An 18,079-nucleotide genomic window follows, 5' to 3' on the forward strand; every position below is an offset into this window, starting at 1 on the left:
AAAAAATCCTTTTTTACATATTGAATAAATAGAATAAAAATTTATATAAGAAGCATGCTTATAGATTTTAAAGATGAAGAATTTGAAACAAAAATTAAGAATGAAGATATCTCTGTAGTTCAATTTTCTGCAGAATGGTGTGCTCCATGCAAGAGTCTTAAACCCATCATGGATAAGTTTTCAGATAGCTACAAAGATAAAGCTAGCTTTTATTATGCTGACATTGAAAATGGTGGAATTAATACTGGTTCAGCTGCTGGTGTGAGAGGCGTACCAACTGTAATCGTTTACAAAAAAGGTGTTGAAGTAGACAGAAAAGTTGGTGGAGTTGCCGAGAGCCAAATGAAAGAATTTCTAGATAAGAATATCTAGTTTAAGTTTAAAACTTCTCCCGCAAGATACAAAGACCCTGTAATTAAAATAATATCATTTTCTTGAAGATCAATTGAGCTAATCGCCTCTTCAACAGAATTTTTGTAATTAATATTTTCAAAATTTTTAATTTTCTCTTTAAGTTCACTTCCCCTAATAGCATTGGGTTGATTGGGAATATCAATTGTTGTTAATGATTTAATATCTTTAAAGTAACTCATATATTCATTGTGGTTTTTATTAGCCATCATTCCTAAAATAATATGTTTGTTACAATTTAGACTTTGAAGATATTCATTTAATACCTTTGCACCGAGTGGGTTATGAGACCCATCTACAAATAATAAATTATTACTAGTTAAATCTTTTAATTTTCCAGATTTTAACTCTTGAAGCCGTGCGATACTTTCTATTTTAGTAATACCACTCTTAATATGTTCATCAGTTATTTTATAATCTATTAATTGTCTAGCGGTTGCAATTGCAGTAGAGACATTTTCCAATTGAAATTCTCCAGGTAGATTAGGTTTTGGAAGTTTAAGAGCACCAAATTCATCTTCAAAATAAAAAAAATCATTTTCTTTTAATGTAAAATTATAATCTTTATTAAAGATTATTTTTTTAGAAGAATTATCTTTAATTATATCTTCAATACTTTTGCTAATTTCATTTGTACTTTGTTTTGCAACAATGATTTTAGAGTTTAATAAAGTGGATGTTTTTTCAAATATTATTTTGTTAACTGTTTGCTCTTCTTTTGGAAGCCAGTCTAAGTGATCAAGACCAATAGCTGTTACAATGCTAGCTAAGTTTTTCTTTAAAATATTGGTTGCATCAAATCTATGGAATAGACCTGACTCAATTAAGTTAATGTTTTCAGGGTATTTCTTTGCATAATGAAGGTAAGCAACAGTTAAAATTTCAAAGAAAGTAATTTGTGTTTGATTATTAATTTCTTCTATTTCAGAAAAAAGATTGGCCAATTCATCATCTGTTAATGGTTTGTTGTTAAAGAAAAATCTTTCGTTAATTTTTTGAATGTGAGGGCTAGTATAAATATTACATTTATAATTTGCTTCTTTTAAAATCGCATAAAGTGCTTGGATTGTAGAAAATTTTCCATTTGTTCCAACAACAGAAATACAGTTAATTTTATCTTGAGGATTGCCTAATTTTTCTAAAAGATTTCTAGTTCGATCTAGACTTAGATCAATCTCTTTAGGATGCAGCTTTTGTAAGCGTTCTACTATCTTCTGAAGTTTCATTTTCTGATGAATTTATAGCAGAATTTTTCTTTAACAATATTGATAATAATGATCCAATTTTTTCTCTTATATCTTTTCTTTCGACAATCATATCGATAAATCCTGATTTATGAACGTACTCACTTCTTTGAAAGCCTTCTGGCAACTCTTCTCTTACAGTTCCTTGAATTACTCTGGCTCCTGCAAAAGCTATAAGAGCCCCTGGTTCTGCTAAGTGTAGATCACCTAACATTGCATATGAGGCCGTAATTCCACCAGCGGTTGGATCAGTTAGCACAACAATATAGGGTAAATTATTTTTCTTTAGTTCATTAATTGCCAGTGTCGTTCTTGTCATTTGGCTTAATGATATAAGACTTTCCATCATCCTCATTCCACCACCAGAAGTAAACACTACAAAAGGTTGTTCATTTTCTATTGCATGTTGAGTTCCGTATAAAAAAGCTTCACCTTCAGCAGCACCAATTGAGCCACCTACAAAATCAAAATCAGATGCAATTGCTGTAATTTTTAAATTTAGAATATTAGTATTAACAACCATCATTCCACAATCCATACCAGTTTTTTTTCTAGCAGCTTTTAGTCTATCTTTATAAGGTTTTGCATCATTCCAATTTAAAGGGTCGTCTTGAGGAATGGGAGTTTTTAAAACTTCATAATTGTTTTTGCCAAATATAATATCAAATCTTTGACGTGGGCTTATTCTGTGGTGTTTGTTACAAGATGCGCAAACCCATAAGTTTTCTTCTAAATCTTTTTTTAAAATAGGCCCCTTACAACATGAGGTCCAATCACTATTAGCTATTTCAATTTTGGTTGCACGTGCTTTAATGATGGTTTTTATCTTCTCACCAAATCTTAAAGTTTTTTTAATCCAATTCATGCTATTTTTTTTCTTAACTTTAACACAATATTAGTTACATTTGTGACAGGATTTTGGCGTTTTTTAATAGAATTTGATATTTCTTTACACAAAGCACTACCAACCACCAATCCATCAGCCTTTCTTAAAGATGCTATAGTTTTTTCAGTGATCCCAAAGCCTATTACAATATTCTTATTCTTATTAAGACTTTTAATCTTACTATAACGCTCTAATATTTTTTTAGGTAAAACCTTTAGCTTGCCGCCAGTTGTTGAGAGCATACTGATATAATAAACCATATCATGTGAATCTTTTATAATCTTTTTCATTCTGCTCGGTGACGTGGTAGGAGATAATAACTGAATAAAACTAATACCTTTTTTCTTACACTTTTTTGCAAATTCTTTATTCTCTGGATAAGGAAGGTCAACAACAATTAATCCATCTACTCCTACTTTTTTACAAATATTTATAAAGTTATTATCTCCATATTGATAAATCATATTATAATAACCCATCAATATTACAGGCTTTGATTGCTTTGATTTTTTAAAATCTTTAACTATTGAAAAAACATCTTTAATTTTGATACCATTTTTTAAAGCTCTATAAGCACTTGATTGAATCTGGCCACCATCTGCAATTGGAGTATTGTGAGGAAATCCTATCTCACAAATATCAGCATATTTTGCAATTGATTTTAATATCTCAAGAGATATTTTTTTACTATTATCCCCAGCTACTGTGTAAGTTAGTAATGCAGGTCTTTTTTCAATCTTTACTTTTTTAAATGCTAGGTTAATTAAGGACATCTTAGTTAATTTTTCCCAATCTTTCTTTTAAAATATCACGATCTTTTTTAGCATCACCACACGAGTTTACTATAATGATAGTATCTTTGTTTAGTTTTGGTGCAATCTTTATAGCTTCTGCAAAAGCATGACTAGGCTCTAAACTTGGGTTTATTTTTTCAAGTTTTGTAACTAGTTTGTATGCATTTAAAGCACCTTCATCAGTTGCAGATGTATATCTTGCTCTCTTAGTATCTTTTAAGAAACAGTGAATAGGTGACACACCAGGATAATCCAATCCAGCAGAAATAGAGGCAGTATCATTAATTTGTCCTTCACTATTCTGACAAACATAGGCTGCAGCTCCATGCAATATTCCAAGTTTAGCATCACTAGTTAGAGGTGCTGCATGTAGTTTTGAATTTTTTGGTCCTCCAGCTTCAACACCAATTAATTCAATTTGTTTTTTGTCATAATCAATAAACTCACTCCAAAAACCATAGGCTGAACTTCCACCACCCACACAGTTAATAAGTTTAATTTTTTTAGGTATCTTTTTAAACTCAGATTGTATTTGAATTTTTAACTCTCTTGAAATTTGAGCTGTACTCCAGCCACAAATTTTAACAAATATATTAGGTCCAACTGTTGAACCAACACACATATGAGTATTATCACAATTTGAAACCCAGTAACGCATGCATTCACTAACGGCATCTACTAATGTTTGGCTTCCTGAATAAACGGGCACAACTTCTGCACCATTCTTTTTCATCGCGTCCACATTAGGTTTTTGCCTCTTTATATCTTTTGCACCCATGAATATTTTGCATTTAAGGCCAAACTTTTTAGCAGCCATACTCAGCATTTTTCCAGCATAGCCTGCACCCGTATCACCAACGACATATTTTTTTCCTGCCTTTTTAGCAATAAGGCAATGAACTGTTGCATTATAGATTTTATGAGCTCCTCCGTTCGCCTCTGACACCATTTTGGCATATATTTGAGCTCCACCTAAGTGATCAGATAGGTTTTGAAGTTTAATAAATGAAGTAGGAGAACCTATGTAGTTTTTAAAGTAATAGTCCCTTTCTTTAAGAAATTTCTTATCATATCTAAGCTCTTCGAAAAGTACTGTTATATCTTCAATGGGCTTTTTTAAAGTTTCAGGTATAAAATTACCACCAAACTTACCACCCCAAAATCCACTTTTATTGTGTTGATCAATTAAAGGAATTTTTTTTTTAAGCTTCATTGTTAATTAGTTTAATTTTTTTTAAAAAAATATTTATTTTTGAAATATCTTTTAATCCAGATGTTTCTAGACCTCCAGAAATATCTATAATGTCTGCTATTTCTTTATAATTTTCAAGGTTATCTTCAATTTGAATATTTCCAGCTAGCATCAATTCCTTATTAATCTTAATATTTTTAATTAATTGATGATCAAAAGACATACTTTTTTCATAACCTTTGCTATCGAATAGTATTATGTCTGCAAGCTCATTATATTCCAAATACCTAACGGTATCATTTTGATCCTTCACAGTTATTGTAACAATAATTTTTTTATTATATTTTTCCTTAATTGATTTAACTTCAGCAGGCGTGCAATCATAAAGTTGGTAGTAGTCGAATGGTAAATCCTTTATTTTTTCTAAAATATCTTCAGTAGGTTTAACTAATACAGCAACATATTCTGATTTTCTTTTATCAACTTTTAATAGCTCTCTAAGCTTATTGTATTCAACAAATCTTATCGATTTTGGCCAATTACAAATAAACCCTATCATCTTAGGTGGGGTAGGATGGGAAGTTAAAAATTCTAAAGTTTTAGAGTCAGATATCCCACAAATCTTGCAGGGTTGGATCATTGATTTAAATGATTAATTAGTCTTTTAATATTATTTTTGATATTACCTTTTACTAATGATCTTCCCATCACAATACCAGAAACTTTATTTTTAAAAGCATCGTTGGGAGTCATTACTCTAGACTGATCATTTGCATCATCTCCAGGTAGCCTTATTCCTGGTGTAACAATAAATAAGTTTTTATATTTTTTCCTAACTATTTTTGCCTCTTGTGCAGAACACACAATTCCAGCTGCGCCTGATTTTTTTATAAGACCAGCTTGTTTTAATACTAATTGCTCTACTGTTTTAGTATGACCAATTTCTTTAAGTGATTTGTTATTAAGGCTTGTTAAGATTGTAACTCCTAATACTTTTAAATTTTTATTAATTATTTTAGCTTTTTTTGTAATAGCCTTAAGCATTGTAAGACCACCATTTGCATGAACTGTAATATATCTACATTTTTTTAAATCTTTTAAACTATCTATTGCAGATAAAGCAGTTTGTGGAATATCGTTTATTTTTAAATCTAAGAAATAATCTCTTTTAAAATTTTGAAGAAAGGTTCTTCCATTTTTTGAATAAAAAAACTGTAAGCCAAATTTTGGAATTATTTGAAGTTTATTAGTTTTTGTGTCGTTAATTATTTTTTTTATTTCTTTTAAGTTTGATGTATCGCAAGCAACAAAGATATTTTTATTCATCATTGTTTAATTTTTTAAACATTTCCTTAGACATTTTAAAGTGAATTGTTTTTTTTTCTGGTGTGTTTACTTTTTCACCAGTTTTTGGATTTCTTGATATTCTTGCTTTTTGAATATTGGTTGAGAACATACCAAAACCCCTTAATTCCACACGATCTCCACGTTTAAGTGCCTGTTTTATTTCAGTAAGAATGATATCAGTAAACTTTTCTAGGTCTTTCTTTAAAAAATTAGGGTAGTTATTAGCGAGTTGTTTTAGAAGCTTTGATTTTACAATAGCCAATTTTTATTCGTCTTCTTTTTTCTTTTTCTCTAAATCATCAGACAATGATGAGAAAGGTAGGTTTTTACCACTTGCTTCAGAACCATAAGTATCCAACGCAACTTTACGATCAATTTCCTCTAAAAGTTTAATACTTAGTGTCGCTTTTCTCTTATCTAAATCTAATTCTTGAATAGCACAGTCAATTCTTTCTCCACCTGTAAATCTAGCAGGTCTTGCATCAGCAGCATTAATAGCTATTGCAGATTTTTTGATAATGAAATCCATTTCACAACCTTCTGGTCTTACAACAAGGCCTTTATTGTCTGTTGAAATAATTTTAACTGTAATAGTTTGTTTAGCTTTTTTATCATTAAACCAATCAAAAGGGTCTGGTTGAGTCTGACGTAAGCCAACTCTAACTTTTTGTTCTGCAGCTTTTACTTCTAAAACTTTGACTTTTAATTTATCACCAATTTTGTATTTAGCTAATTCTTCCTCACCATTATTTAGGTAAGTTAAATCATTACAATGTAAGAAAGCATCGATATCTAAACCATCAACTTTTAAGAAAATAGAATATTCATTTTTACTTGCAACTTCACCTTCAACTTCAGATCCAATTGGGTAAGTTTTTTCAAACGTTTCAAAAGGGTTATCAGTTGTTAAGCGGTGAGATATAGCTACTCTTCTTTTTTCCTTATCAATCTCAGTAATTACACAATCAATTTCATCACCAACTCTAAACATTTTTTTTGCAGAAATATTTTTTTTAGTCCAACTTAATTCGCTTGAGTGTAATAAAGTTGATAACCCTTTTTCAAGTTCACAAAAAGCTCCAAAGTCCATAAGCTTGACTACTTTTACTTTGTAGATTTTACTTAGTTCGTAATTTGAAATGTTTTCAAAAGGATCTGGTGTAAGCTGTTTTACTGAACAGCCAACTTGAAGCTTTTCAAGGTCAACACTAATTACTTTAAGGTCATGTTTCTCACCGATTGTAAAAACTTCATCAGGGTGATTAACTCTTGAATAAGAAATTTCTTGTAAGTGAACTAAAACATCAAGCTCACCGTTAACACTAAAGAAACAACCAAATGAACTGTAGCCTTTTACTTCAGCACCTTTAATTAAATCTCCAACTTTGAATTTTTCAACAATTTTAATTTTATCTTCTTTTTTAAATGAAGAAATTATTTCTCTTCTAGAAACACATGCATTTCCTCTAACTTTATCTAATTTTATTAGAGCAAACTTTTGAGGTTCATTCATTAAATGACTAATGTCTTTTAATGGCTTGTCTGAAATTTGAGATCCAGGTAAAAACATTAAAGAACCAGTATCAATGTGTTCAACTATACATCCACCTTTAACACGTCCAGTAATTTTACCCATGATAGGTTCATTTTTTTCATAAGCTTCAACAAGCTTATCCCAACCTTGAATTTTTTGAGCTTTTGAAGCTGATACTAGAACTTCACCTTTTTTATCTTCTAATCTTTCAAGAAGAACAGAAATTTTTTCACCTACTTTTGCTTTATCAAGCATACCCATGCTTTTTAATTCATTGATATCCAAGATAGGCTCTGATTTTAAACCAGGTACTTCAAGAAATACAAAATTATCAGTAACTTTATTTACTACACCGGTAATAATTTTTCCCTCTTCAAGATTTGCAGTTTTAGTAAACTGTGAATTTAGTAATTGTTCGAACTCTTTAGAGGCTGGGTTTGAAAGATCTTTATAAATTTCCATTAAGCTTTTAGTTTCCTATTCATAATTTGTTTAATTTTTAAAAAGCATGATCTTTTAGTTAAATTCGTAGTATTAATCAAGACCGAATCTCGAGTTTTCATAAGAGGTGAAACTTTTCTATTATAATCACTTTTGTCACGGTTTTTGATACTTTTTAGGACTTCGTTAAAAGATATTTTCTTATTTAGTCCTTTTAACTCTTTATACCTCCTTAAAGCTCTAGTCTTAGTATTTGCTGTTATAAAAAATTTAAAATCAGCATCAGGAATTATCTTATAAGTTATGTCTCTTCCATCTAAACAAGATCCATTATACTTTTTTGGGGGGTGATAAGCACTTTTAATTTGAAATGCATGAACAAGTTTTCTTATTTTTTTATCTTTTGATATAATTGATGCCATTGTTCCAACTTCATCTGATAATAATTTTTTATTTTGCAAATCTTTCATAGTTAATTTGAGCATCTTTTTTTTTATCAAGCCATGACTATACTTATTTGGTTGAGTAAGTTTAATATCTGCAATTAATCTATAAATTTTTCCCGTATCTAAATAAAATAAGTTAAAATGTTTAGAAATTAATTTTGCTTGAGTGCCAGCACCAGCAGCAGCAGGGGAGTCTATTGCAATCTTAATTTTTTTTTTTAATTTCATGGTGATGAATGGTTTATATTTTTAACTATTTTTAAAAAAGATGGAAAGGAAGTGTTTATAGAATCTTTATCATGAATTTTCCATTTTCCACCAAGGGTTAAGGCAGCAATTGCGCTCATCATAAAAATTCTATGATCCTTTAGATAGTTTTTAATAGTTATTGGTTTTTTTATTTCTAAATTGGGTTGCCCATAAATCTTAATAGAATTTTTTGTTAAATCTGTTTTTATACCCATCATATTTAAAATTTTAGAACCCCAAATTAACCTTGGACTTTCTTTTTGGTTTAGTTCTGAAAGGTCTTTAAAATAAGAAATACCTTTTGCTTTTGCTGCAATTAAAAAAATAACTAAAAATTCATCTATGGCACTACTATTTAATTCTACTGGACAATTAATAGCTTTAAGTTTTTTTGAACTTTTTATTAAAATATCAGAAATTTTTTCACCTCTATAATTTTTTTGGTTTTTAAGTGTTATTTCGGCTCCCATTTTTTTTAAGATTGTAATAACTCCCACTCTAGAAGGATTGATATTTATATTCTTAATTAAAAGTTTTGAGTCATCAGCAAGTGTTGTTAGTACCATAAAAAAAGCACTTGAACTTATGTCTCCTGGAATTTGATAATTGAAAGCATTAATTTTTTTTGGTTTTTTAATATCTATAAAATCAAATCTTTTAGCTTTTCTTATTTTGATTGGAATCTTTAAATATTTAAAAAGTAGCTCTGAGTGATTTCTTGATTTTTTTGCTTTAATAGAAGTCGTTCCTGATGCATTGAGTGCTGCAAGCATTATACTGCTTTTGCATTGAGCTGAGCCCCTGTTCTCCAAATACTTAATACCCTCTGCTGATTGTGTGCCAAGAATTGTTAAAGGTAGTTTGTTTTTTATCTTATAAGAAAATTTAACCCCAAATTTCCCCAAAGGTATAGTTACTCTTGAAAAGTCTCTTTTAGATAAACTTTTATCACCAATTATTTTTATTTTTTTAGGAGATTTAATTAAAAGACCTAATATCAATCTACCAAGTGTTCCAGAATTTTTAGCATTTATTGTTAAGTTTTTTTTATATTTAAAGCCATTAATTCCATTACCAACTATTTCACAGTAATTTTTTTGTATCTTCACTTTTATGCCAAGTTTTTTAATGCTATCAATTGCAGCCAACACATCTTCTGACATTAAAAGGTTGTAACCTTTCGATTTTCCAATTGCTTGAGACGCTAAAAGAACCCATCTTATGCTTAAACTCTTGTCTCCACTAACTTTTATTTTTTTATTAAATTTTTTTATTTTATTTTCAATTATGAGTGTTTTCGGCATATTTTAATTAAATTTAAAAGAGTCACCGAAATAAGCATTTTTAGCTTCAGTGTTATTAACTAATTCATTAGGAGATCCTTGCGCTACAATTTTACAGTTTGATAAAATCACCGCAACATCCACACAAGAAAGTAGATCACGCGCTTGGTGATCACAAATACAAATAGTTATATTACTTTCTGTTTGTAAATTAACAATAATCTCCTGCAACATTTTGACAGTTAAAACATCCAATGCAGCAAAACACTCGTCTAGTAAAAGCACTTTTGGGTCGCTTAATAAAGCTAGAGCAATTACTAGTTTCTTTTTCTGTCCACCAGATAGAAACTTTGCTTTTATATCTCTGATAGCATCTAATTCAAATTTAGCTATAAGCTGATCAATTTTATGGTGAATTAAATTTTTATCTTCAATTACAATTTCTGCTATTGCTTTTAAATTTTCCAATAAAGTGAGATCGCTAAAATAACCTCCATATTGAGGAACATAACCAATTTTAAATTTTGTTGTTCTCAAATATATTGGATAATTAACAACATCTATTCCTTCAAACTTTATTTTGCCATAGTCAGGCTTAATTAGACCTGTGATTAAATTAAAAATTGTTGATTTTCCAACTCCATTTGGTCCTAACATTCCTAAAATTTGTCCATGATTAATCTTAAAGCTTACGTTGTCTAAAATTTTTCTTTTGCCAAATGATAATGATATATTTTCTAGAGAGATCAGGGGCTGTGGATTTTTAAAAGATTTAATTCTAAATTTTTTAATTATACCCATATTACCTAGTTCCTTCGATTAACACTTTTTTTCTAGTATCATTCATAAAAATTTTGGTATCTTTAGTGTCAAGATTCATTTCAATTTTATCAGCAAATAAATTTGTTTTTTCTCCAGTATAAAAAACATTTGTAGTAAATGTTCCAAGATTACTTAAAAAAGAAAAATCTAAGTATTCACCTGTTATTTTATGTCCTGGGTAAATAACTATTACATTTTCAGAAAAAATAGTATCATAATTTTTTGAATTATATTTTCCAAAATTAGAAGTAATTTTAACCGTGTCAGAATTTTTTATAAAAATAAAAGCCACAACCTCTCTCAAAAACATCACATCAGAATTTTCAGCTTTAATTTCAGCTTGTTTTGAAGTAATTTGATATTTATTGCCTTTAGCATCAGTAGAAATATAATTAATACCATCAATATAGGTTGAGGTGCTATTTTGATTTTCATCAATTTTTTCTATAACTGAAGTTTCCTTCACATCTTCAAAATTCTTAGTGAAGTATTTTAAATAAAACCACAGTGAAATGATAATAATAACAAAAACCATCGCAACTTGTAGTCCTGTCTTTTTATTCATTTAATGAATGTTTGACTGAAGTATTTTGTGAATATGTAAAATTCCAACAGTCTTTTTTTTGTTCTTATCTTTGTGAACACATAGAGAGGTGATTTTCTTTGCATTCATTATAGATAAAGCTTTTTCAGCAAGAGTGTCTTGATTAATGCTGACAGGGTTTCTGGTCATAACCTTTTTGACGGATAGATCTTGGAGGTTATTGCTCATTCCATTGAATCTTCTAATTTGGCCATCAGTAATTATTCCTGTGGTGATTTTCTTATTATTTTGAACAATTAAAGTACCAAGTTTTTTGCTTGAAATAATTTGTAAAGCTTTTTTCATATTTAAGCTTTCATTTACGAATGGAATTTTACTTCCAGTGATCATTAATTCTTCAACAGTTCTAAGTTGTGCGCCAAGATTTCCAGAGGGATGAAACTTTTTAAAATCTTTTTTATTAATATTTTTTTTATTCAATACAGAAACTGCTAACGCATCACCTATACTCAATTGATTAATCGTGCTTGATGTTGGAACAATACCAAGACCTGCCTCAGTTACCTCTGGAATAAGGAGTTTGATATCAGAAGCTTTATATAAGATTGAGTTTTTTTTAGACATTATTCCTATTAGAGTAATTTTATTTCGATTTGCATATTTTATAATATTTTTTAGTTCTTCCGTTGAACCAGAATAACTTATTAAAATTAAAATATCTTTTTTTGAAATACTACCAAGATCACCATGAGAACAGTCGTTTGCAGATAGTGAAAATGAAGGCGTTCCAACAGAGGAAAGTGTTGCTGAAATTTTTGCTGCTATTAACCCACTTTTGCCAACTCCACATAATATCACTTTAGATTGACAGTTTGCTAATGATTCTACTGCTTCATTAAAAGAATTATTAATTGAATTTTTTAATTTTTTTAGAGCTTTGATTTCAAGATCAATTACACTTTTTGCAATTTTTTTATAATTTCTTTTTTCCATTTAATGAGACCATATATCATCTTTAAATAAAGCTAAATCAAGATCAACTCTAGTTTTTAAAAATGTCAAACAGCTCTTATATAAATCAACTCGTTTTTCTCTAATAAGAATTTTATTTAATTCTTCATGAATTTTATGTAAATAAATAACATCATTGGCACAATATTTTAATTGTGCTGGAGATAGCTCCCCTCCAAAATCTGAACTTTGAAATTGTTTACTTACATCTACGTTCATAAATTCTTTAATTAACGTTTTTAGGGAGTGACTATCAGAATAGGATCTAGCTAATTTTGAAGCAATTTTTGTATCTAAAATATTATTAGTTTCTGTTTTCAGGTAATGTTTTATATGAGCCATGTCCGCCCTACCATAATGAAATATTTTGGTGATTGATTTATCAGAAAGAACTCTATTTAAGTTTGGAGCGTCATATTTCTCCCTATCAAGTTGGACAATATGAGCATCAGAATTACCAGTTGATATTTGAATGAGACATAAAGGATCACGCTTAACATTGAGGCCCATAAATTCTCCATCAACTGCTATAATATTGCCTAAATCTAAATCTTCTGGTAGATCACTCTTGTGAAGTTTAATATCAATATTCATTTTTAATTATATATATATGAAAGCAAAAAATTGTCTAATTTTTGGCGGTAGTGGTCAAATAGGTCGTCATTTAATAAGAAAGCTTACTAAAAATAATTATAAAGTAACTGTGGTTACTAGAAACCTTCATCAAAAAGGGTATGCAATAAAGACACAAGCTAATGCAGGCTACATAGATATTGTTGAAGCCAATATCTTCGACGAAAAAAAAATTAGAAAGCTTTTCTCTCAAACTGATATTTGTATTAATTTAATTGGTATTTTGTATGAAAGTGGCAAGGGTAATACTTTCAAAAATATTCACTCTATTTTTTCGTCTATTTTAGCCAAACTATGTAAAGAATATAAAGTTCAGCAATTTATTCATTTGTCAGCATTAGGGATAAACAATGCAATAGATTCAGAGTATGCAAAAAGCAAATTAGAGGGTGAACTTAATATTCAAAAAAATTTTCCTTTAGCAACAATATTAAGACCCTCTGTAGTTTATTCAGTTGATGATAATTTTACTACGTCTTTTATGACTTTACTAAGTAGGCTTCCGTTCTTTCCACTTTATTATAATGGATCGACTAAATTTGCTCCAATACATTGTTCAGATTTAACAGATACTATTTATCATGTTGTCTCTAAAAATATTTACTCTAAAATTGTAGAGTGTGTTGGGCCTGATGTTTTATCTTTAAAAGAAATTTTAAAAAAATTATTATATTTAATAGATAAAAAAAGATTATTAGTTCCATTACCTCTTTTTGCAGCAACTATGTCTGCTAAAGTGTTTCAATTATTTCCAAAGCCGCTTTTAACAATAGATCAGCTTACACTTTTAAAATATGACAATGTTCCTTCAGGCAAATATCAAACTAATGCTGATATTGGAGTTCCAAGTACAAGAACATTTGATAATGAAGTGGAAAAATATAGCTATATGTGGAGAGAAGGTGGGCAATTTTCTACAAAAAAATACAACCCTGCTAATTCTTAATAGAATTCCTTATACTAAAATTGTATGATTATTTATGATAATTAATATTATTTATTTTTTAATATTTTCAATTTTCTTTTTCTTAATTTATCTAATCATAAAATCTCTGATCAGAGGATTTAATGGAAAGAATAAAAAATAAGATTAATTAAATTTAAAAATTATTAAGCAGTATTAATTTTTTTATCAATATACTGAGGTGTCTCTTCATCTTTGTCAGCTACAGGCTCTTCTTTTCTTCCTTTTGGCTGATAGGCGTATAGCAAATGAAGCTTGCAATACGAAAAATCTTTCAGAGATGATCGTCCACAAAAATAAAACGATTCTTCTTCAGGATGGCCGACAGGCCATTTACAAGAGCTTTCATCTAGTTCCTCTAATTTCTTGGGATTTTCTGGTTCAAAATCTTTTTCAATAATTAAGGATTGAAATTTGCTTTTTTTGCCTCTTCTTTGTTGGGAAGAGTTTTCTTCCGAACTATTATCAAAATTTTGACTTGAAGATGCATTTCTAGTTTTAATTTTTGATGACAAATTCAATCTATGAGCTTTGCCAATTACTGCATTTCTGCTTATACCACCAATTATTTCAGCGATTTGGCTTGCAGTGCTTCCTTTGCCCCACAGCTCTTTTAACTTTTCTACTTTTTCTTCGTTCCAGCTCATATTCTATATTTAGTATGTTAATTAGTTTTTATAACTATATACAGATCACACAAGATTAAAAAAAAGACAATAGATTTATCTATTTTATACACATCTTTTTTTAAAATTTATATATGATTACTTATGGTTGAATTGAATAAAAAATATCATATCGGAGTTAAAAAGTTTGGCTTTGTAAATTGGATTGGCTTTAAAAGTCTATGGCTTAAAGAGTGCAATAGGTTCATGGTAGTTTGGCAACAAACATTACTATCTCCACTTGTATCAAGTCTATTATTTTTATCAGTTTTATCCCTAGCTTTAGGCAGTAATAGAGGGGATGTACTTGGTTATTCTTTTATAAGTTTTTTAGCACCCGGCTTAATTGCAATGAGTATTTTGGGTCAATCATTCAGTCATTCAGTTTCTTCATTGATGATTGGAAAAATTCAAGGAAACATTGTTGATATGCTTTATGCACCATTATCAGCACTTGAAGTTTCAATGGCAATAATACTAGCAGCCTTAACAAGAAGTTTTTTAATAGCTACAATTTCAATAGGTGTTTTTTCTCTAATAGTTGAAATACCAATATATAATATTTTATATATTTTTGTCTTTGGTTTTTTAGGAGCATTTATTTTGGGAAGCTTAGGTTTTATTACCGGTCTTTGGGCTGAAAAGTTTGATCATACGGCAACAGTCACTAATTTTGTTATTACACCCCTAAGTTTTTTATCTGGAGTATTTTATTCAATAGATAAACTTCCACAATTTTTTCAAACGATAAGTCATATTAATCCATTTTTTTATATGATTGATGGTTTTAGATATGGCTTTTTAGGTAAGTCAGATGGTTCAATAAATATAGGATTGATATATTTATCAATACTAAGTGTTTTAATTTGGTATGTAGCTTTTTTTCTTTACAAAAAAGGTTATAAAATTAAATCTTAGTTAATGAGTGCTTTAGCAAAAAATTATAATAGAAGACCAATTTCCTTTAAGTATGGCAAGGGAAGTTTTTTATATTCTACTAATGGAAAAAAATATTTAGACTTTGTTCAGGGAATAGCAGTTAATTCCTTGGGGCATGCAAACCCATATTTAGTAAAAGCAGTTAATAAGCAATCTAGAAAACTTTGGCACGTTTCTAATGCGTTTATTATTCCGGAGGGAGAAAAATTAGCTAAAAGACTAGCCAAAAAAACTTTTGCAGATTTTGTTATTTTCCAAAATAGTGGAGCAGAAGCTACAGAGGCTGCTATTAAAGTTGCTAGAAGATATTTTTATTCGATAGGGCAACCTTCAAAAAATAGAATTCTTTGTGTTAAAAATTCATTTCATGGAAGAACATTAGCTACAATTTATGCTAGTGGATCAAAGAAGATGACGGAGGGTTTTGGACCAAAAGTTGATGGATTTGATCATTTTGAATTTGGAAATCATAAAGATTTTAAAAAAAAAATAACAAAAAAAACGGCTGCTATTATGGTCGAAACTGTGATGGGAGAAGGAGGAATTAAAGCTATACCCAATTGGTGTTTAAAAGAATTAAGAAAAATTTGTGATAAGAAAAAAATTTTATTAATTTTAGATGAAGTTCAGTGTGGAATTGGAAGAAGTGGAAATTTTTTTGCATTTGAAAATTCAAAGATTAAGCCTGATATTGTACCAATAGCAAAAGGTATTGGTGGGGGTTTTCCACTGGGTGCAGTCTTAATGAATAAAAAAGTAGCATCAGGAATGACAGCCGGAACTCATGGGTCAACATTTGGTGGCAACCCACTAGCTATGTCTGTTGGAAATGCTGTTTTAGATCAAATATTAAAAAAAGGATTTCTTTCAAATGTTGAAATATTATCAAAATACTTTCATTCAGAATTAAATAAATTAAGAAAGGAATTTCCCAAAGTAATTAAAGAAGTAAGAGGTGTTGGTTTACTAATAGGACTACAACTTCATAATGATCAAACAAAATTTGTACAGAAACTAATGGATAATAAATTATTAACAATTAGAGCAGCTGAAAATGTTATTAGAATATTACCTCCTTTAAATGTTAAAAAAGAAGAAATAAATATAGCAATAAAAATTATTAAAAATGTGTGCTCTACTTATAAATAAAAATGAAACATTTCATCAACCTTAAAGACATACCTTCAGCAGACCTTAAAAAGATCATCGCTGATGCAAAAAAAAGAAAACAAAAAAGAAAAAATTATAACACTCTAGAAATTGATAAGGACAAACCTTTAAAAAGTAAATTGCTTATTCAAATGTTTGAAAAAGCAAGTTTAAGAACACGATTAAGTTTTTATCTTGCAATAAAACAATTAGGTGGAGGAACCATAACTCTTAGAGCTAACGAATTACACTTAGGAAAAGGTGGAGAAAGTCTAGCAGATACAGCCAAAATCTTATCGACATATGGAGATGGTTTTATGCTGAGAACTGATAGTGATGAAAAAATAGCAGAATTTAGTAAATATTTAAAGATACCTGTAATAAATGGTTTAAGCCCATCATCTCATCCAACGCAAGTGCTATCGGATATTTTTACTGTGGAAGAAATTAAAAAAAAATCTATTTCCAAATTAAATATTTGCTGGATTGGAGATTCAAATAATGTTCTGAATAGTTTGATTGCTGCTTCTGTTAAATTTTCTTTCAACTTAAATATTGGCTGTCCCAAGAATTATGAGCCTAAGAAATTCGTATTAGATTGGGTTAAAAAAAATAAAAGAAAAATTCACATTTTTAATGATGCAAGAAAAGCAGTCAAAAATGCTGATGTAATCTTTTCAGATAAAGTAATTTCATTGAATGATAGAGTTAATAAAAATAAAAAAATTAAAGATTTTAAAAACTTCCAAATTAATTCAAAATTGATGAGTTTTGCTAAAAAAGACACAACTTTTTTACACTGCCTCCCAAGGGGAGAAGAGGTTACAGGAGATGTTTTTTTGGGAAAAAATTCTGAGGTATGGTTACAGGCCCTGAATAGAGTGCATGTTCAAAAAAGTATTTTATTGTACTGTTTTGGGAAATTAAGGTAGCTGTTTGGGGCTATCACTGCTTTGATTTAAATATTTAATTACAGAAGCTCTGTCTTTCTCTTTTCTTAAACCAGCATATGACATTTTAGTTCCTTTTAAATAAGAAGCCGGTTTTTTTAAGAATCCATTTAATTCTTCAAATGACCAATCTTTACCATATGAAGCTAAAGCTTTAGAGTATTTATAATCATCTACTCCACCAACCGCTCTACCAACAACATTGTACAATGCGGGGCCAATTTTATTTTTTCCACCTTTATTTATTGAGTGGCATGCTGCACATTTTTTAAAAATTTTCTCACCAGAAGCAATATCGCCTAGTGCCATTATAGCTGTAATATCTACTTTTTGCACGACATCAGCAACTTGAGATGTTGTAGAGGCTAGTTGTCCTTCTACTTCAACTTTATACCCGGGGTTTTCTGGTTTATTTACATGAAAGACACCATCTGCAATCTTTCCTAAACCGATTACAAGTAGTGCAACCATTAAAATTGCTGCAATAATTTTATTAAGTTCGAACGAATCCATATAATTATTATTATTTTGCAGATATAACATGATAATTAAAAGAATACTTAACTTTTAATTTT

General features: G+C 29.3%; 21 protein-coding genes. 5 read left to right on the forward strand and 16 right to left on the reverse strand.

Annotation, left to right across the window (positions count from 1 at the left end):
• Window positions 1-54: 54 nt before the first annotated feature.
• Window positions 55-372, forward strand: coding sequence for a thioredoxin family protein (locus ABXT45_RS00435; RefSeq protein ID WP_271482804.1), 318 nt, complete (start codon window positions 55-57; stop codon window positions 370-372).
• Here ABXT45_RS00435 and ABXT45_RS00440 read toward each other — a convergent pair.
• Genes ABXT45_RS00440 through ABXT45_RS00505 form a run of 14 tightly spaced genes read right to left on the reverse strand, consistent with a single transcriptional unit; the run spans window position 369 to window position 12,798 of the window.
• Window positions 369-1,637 (reverse strand): bifunctional folylpolyglutamate synthase/dihydrofolate synthase, encoded by a 1,269-nt coding sequence (locus tag ABXT45_RS00440; protein ID WP_415313671.1) that lies wholly within the window; start codon window positions 1,635-1,637, stop codon window positions 369-371. The genes ABXT45_RS00435 and ABXT45_RS00440 overlap by 4 nt on opposite strands.
• Window positions 1,591-2,520, reverse strand: coding sequence for an acetyl-CoA carboxylase carboxyltransferase subunit beta (locus ABXT45_RS00445; protein ID WP_415313673.1), 930 nt, complete (start codon window positions 2,518-2,520; stop codon window positions 1,591-1,593). The genes ABXT45_RS00440 and ABXT45_RS00445 overlap by 47 nt, the downstream gene beginning before the upstream one ends.
• Window positions 2,517-3,314 carry a tryptophan synthase subunit alpha gene (trpA, locus tag ABXT45_RS00450; protein WP_415313674.1) on the reverse strand — a complete coding sequence of 266 codons (798 nt, stop codon included), beginning with the start codon at window positions 3,312-3,314 and terminating at the stop codon, window positions 2,517-2,519. Before trpA ends, ABXT45_RS00445 begins: the two co-directional genes overlap by 4 nt.
• Before the next feature lies 1 nt (window position 3,315).
• On the reverse strand, window positions 3,316-4,548 hold the full coding sequence (trpB, locus tag ABXT45_RS00455) for a tryptophan synthase subunit beta (protein WP_415313676.1): 1,233 nt from the start codon (window positions 4,546-4,548) through the stop codon (window positions 3,316-3,318).
• On the reverse strand, window positions 4,538-5,167 hold the full coding sequence (locus tag ABXT45_RS00460) for a phosphoribosylanthranilate isomerase (RefSeq protein WP_415313678.1): 630 nt from the start codon (window positions 5,165-5,167) through the stop codon (window positions 4,538-4,540). The genes trpB and ABXT45_RS00460 overlap by 11 nt, the downstream gene beginning before the upstream one ends.
• On the reverse strand, window positions 5,164-5,856 hold the full coding sequence (pyrF, locus tag ABXT45_RS00465) for an orotidine-5'-phosphate decarboxylase (protein WP_415313680.1): 693 nt from the start codon (window positions 5,854-5,856) through the stop codon (window positions 5,164-5,166). Before pyrF ends, ABXT45_RS00460 begins: the two co-directional genes overlap by 4 nt.
• Entirely contained in the window at window positions 5,846-6,136 is a 291-nt protein-coding gene (locus ABXT45_RS00470) for an HU family DNA-binding protein (protein WP_006997412.1), read from the reverse strand. The genes pyrF and ABXT45_RS00470 overlap by 11 nt, the downstream gene beginning before the upstream one ends.
• A 3-nt stretch (window positions 6,137-6,139) precedes the next feature.
• Complete coding sequence (locus ABXT45_RS00475; protein ID WP_415313681.1) at window positions 6,140-7,870, reverse strand: S1 RNA-binding domain-containing protein; 1,731 nt, start codon at window positions 7,868-7,870, stop codon at window positions 6,140-6,142.
• Window positions 7,870-8,523 carry a (d)CMP kinase gene (locus ABXT45_RS00480; protein ID WP_415313683.1) on the reverse strand — a complete coding sequence of 218 codons (654 nt, stop codon included), beginning with the start codon at window positions 8,521-8,523 and terminating at the stop codon, window positions 7,870-7,872. Before ABXT45_RS00480 ends, ABXT45_RS00475 begins: the two co-directional genes overlap by 1 nt.
• Window positions 8,520-9,848: a 3-phosphoshikimate 1-carboxyvinyltransferase gene (gene aroA / locus ABXT45_RS00485; protein ID WP_415313684.1), complete on the reverse strand. Its 1,329-nt coding sequence runs from the start codon at window positions 9,846-9,848 to the stop codon at window positions 8,520-8,522. The genes ABXT45_RS00480 and aroA overlap by 4 nt, the downstream gene beginning before the upstream one ends.
• A 3-nt stretch (window positions 9,849-9,851) precedes the next feature.
• Complete coding sequence (locus ABXT45_RS00490; RefSeq protein WP_415313685.1) at window positions 9,852-10,628, reverse strand: ATP-binding cassette domain-containing protein; 777 nt, start codon at window positions 10,626-10,628, stop codon at window positions 9,852-9,854.
• A 1-nt stretch (window position 10,629) separates the two neighbouring features.
• On the reverse strand, window positions 10,630-11,214 hold the full coding sequence (lptC, locus tag ABXT45_RS00495; RefSeq protein WP_415313687.1) for an LPS export ABC transporter periplasmic protein LptC: 585 nt from the start codon (window positions 11,212-11,214) through the stop codon (window positions 10,630-10,632).
• A complete protein-coding gene (locus ABXT45_RS00500) occupies window positions 11,215-12,186 on the reverse strand; it encodes a KpsF/GutQ family sugar-phosphate isomerase (RefSeq protein WP_415313688.1) in 972 nt (323 codons plus the stop codon). It abuts the gene before it with no gap.
• Complete coding sequence (locus tag ABXT45_RS00505; protein WP_415313689.1) at window positions 12,187-12,798, reverse strand: ribonuclease D; 612 nt, start codon at window positions 12,796-12,798, stop codon at window positions 12,187-12,189. It abuts the gene before it with no gap.
• A gap of 16 nt (window positions 12,799-12,814) precedes the next feature.
• Between ABXT45_RS00505 and ABXT45_RS00510 the strand changes: the two genes are divergently transcribed.
• Window positions 12,815-13,783, forward strand: coding sequence for a complex I NDUFA9 subunit family protein (locus tag ABXT45_RS00510; RefSeq protein ID WP_415313691.1), 969 nt, complete (start codon window positions 12,815-12,817; stop codon window positions 13,781-13,783).
• Between the two features lie 164 nt (window positions 13,784-13,947).
• Here ABXT45_RS00510 and ABXT45_RS00515 read toward each other — a convergent pair whose 3' ends face one another.
• Window positions 13,948-14,448: a GcrA family cell cycle regulator gene (locus tag ABXT45_RS00515; protein ID WP_415313693.1), complete on the reverse strand. Its 501-nt coding sequence runs from the start codon at window positions 14,446-14,448 to the stop codon at window positions 13,948-13,950.
• Between the two features lie 123 nt (window positions 14,449-14,571).
• Here ABXT45_RS00515 and ABXT45_RS00520 point away from each other — a divergent pair, with 123 nt between their 5' ends.
• Genes ABXT45_RS00520 through argF form a run of 3 tightly spaced genes read left to right on the forward strand, consistent with a single transcriptional unit; the run spans window position 14,572 to window position 17,486 of the window.
• Complete coding sequence (locus ABXT45_RS00520; protein ID WP_415313695.1) at window positions 14,572-15,384, forward strand: ABC transporter permease; 813 nt, start codon at window positions 14,572-14,574, stop codon at window positions 15,382-15,384.
• A gap of 3 nt (window positions 15,385-15,387) precedes the next feature.
• Window positions 15,388-16,554: an aspartate aminotransferase family protein gene (locus ABXT45_RS00525; protein ID WP_415313696.1), complete on the forward strand. Its 1,167-nt coding sequence runs from the start codon at window positions 15,388-15,390 to the stop codon at window positions 16,552-16,554.
• Between the two features lie 2 nt (window positions 16,555-16,556).
• Entirely contained in the window at window positions 16,557-17,486 is a 930-nt protein-coding gene (argF, locus tag ABXT45_RS00530; RefSeq protein WP_415313697.1) for an ornithine carbamoyltransferase, read from the forward strand.
• Here argF and ABXT45_RS00535 read toward each other — a convergent pair.
• Window positions 17,478-18,017: a c-type cytochrome gene (locus ABXT45_RS00535; protein WP_415313698.1), complete on the reverse strand. Its 540-nt coding sequence runs from the start codon at window positions 18,015-18,017 to the stop codon at window positions 17,478-17,480. The two genes, argF and ABXT45_RS00535, sit on opposite strands and share 9 nt — an antisense overlap.
• Window positions 18,018-18,079 lie beyond the last annotated feature (62 nt).

Source organism: Candidatus Pelagibacter sp. Uisw_106, assembly GCF_047724975.1.
GTDB lineage: Bacteria > Pseudomonadota > Alphaproteobacteria > Pelagibacterales > Pelagibacteraceae > Pelagibacter.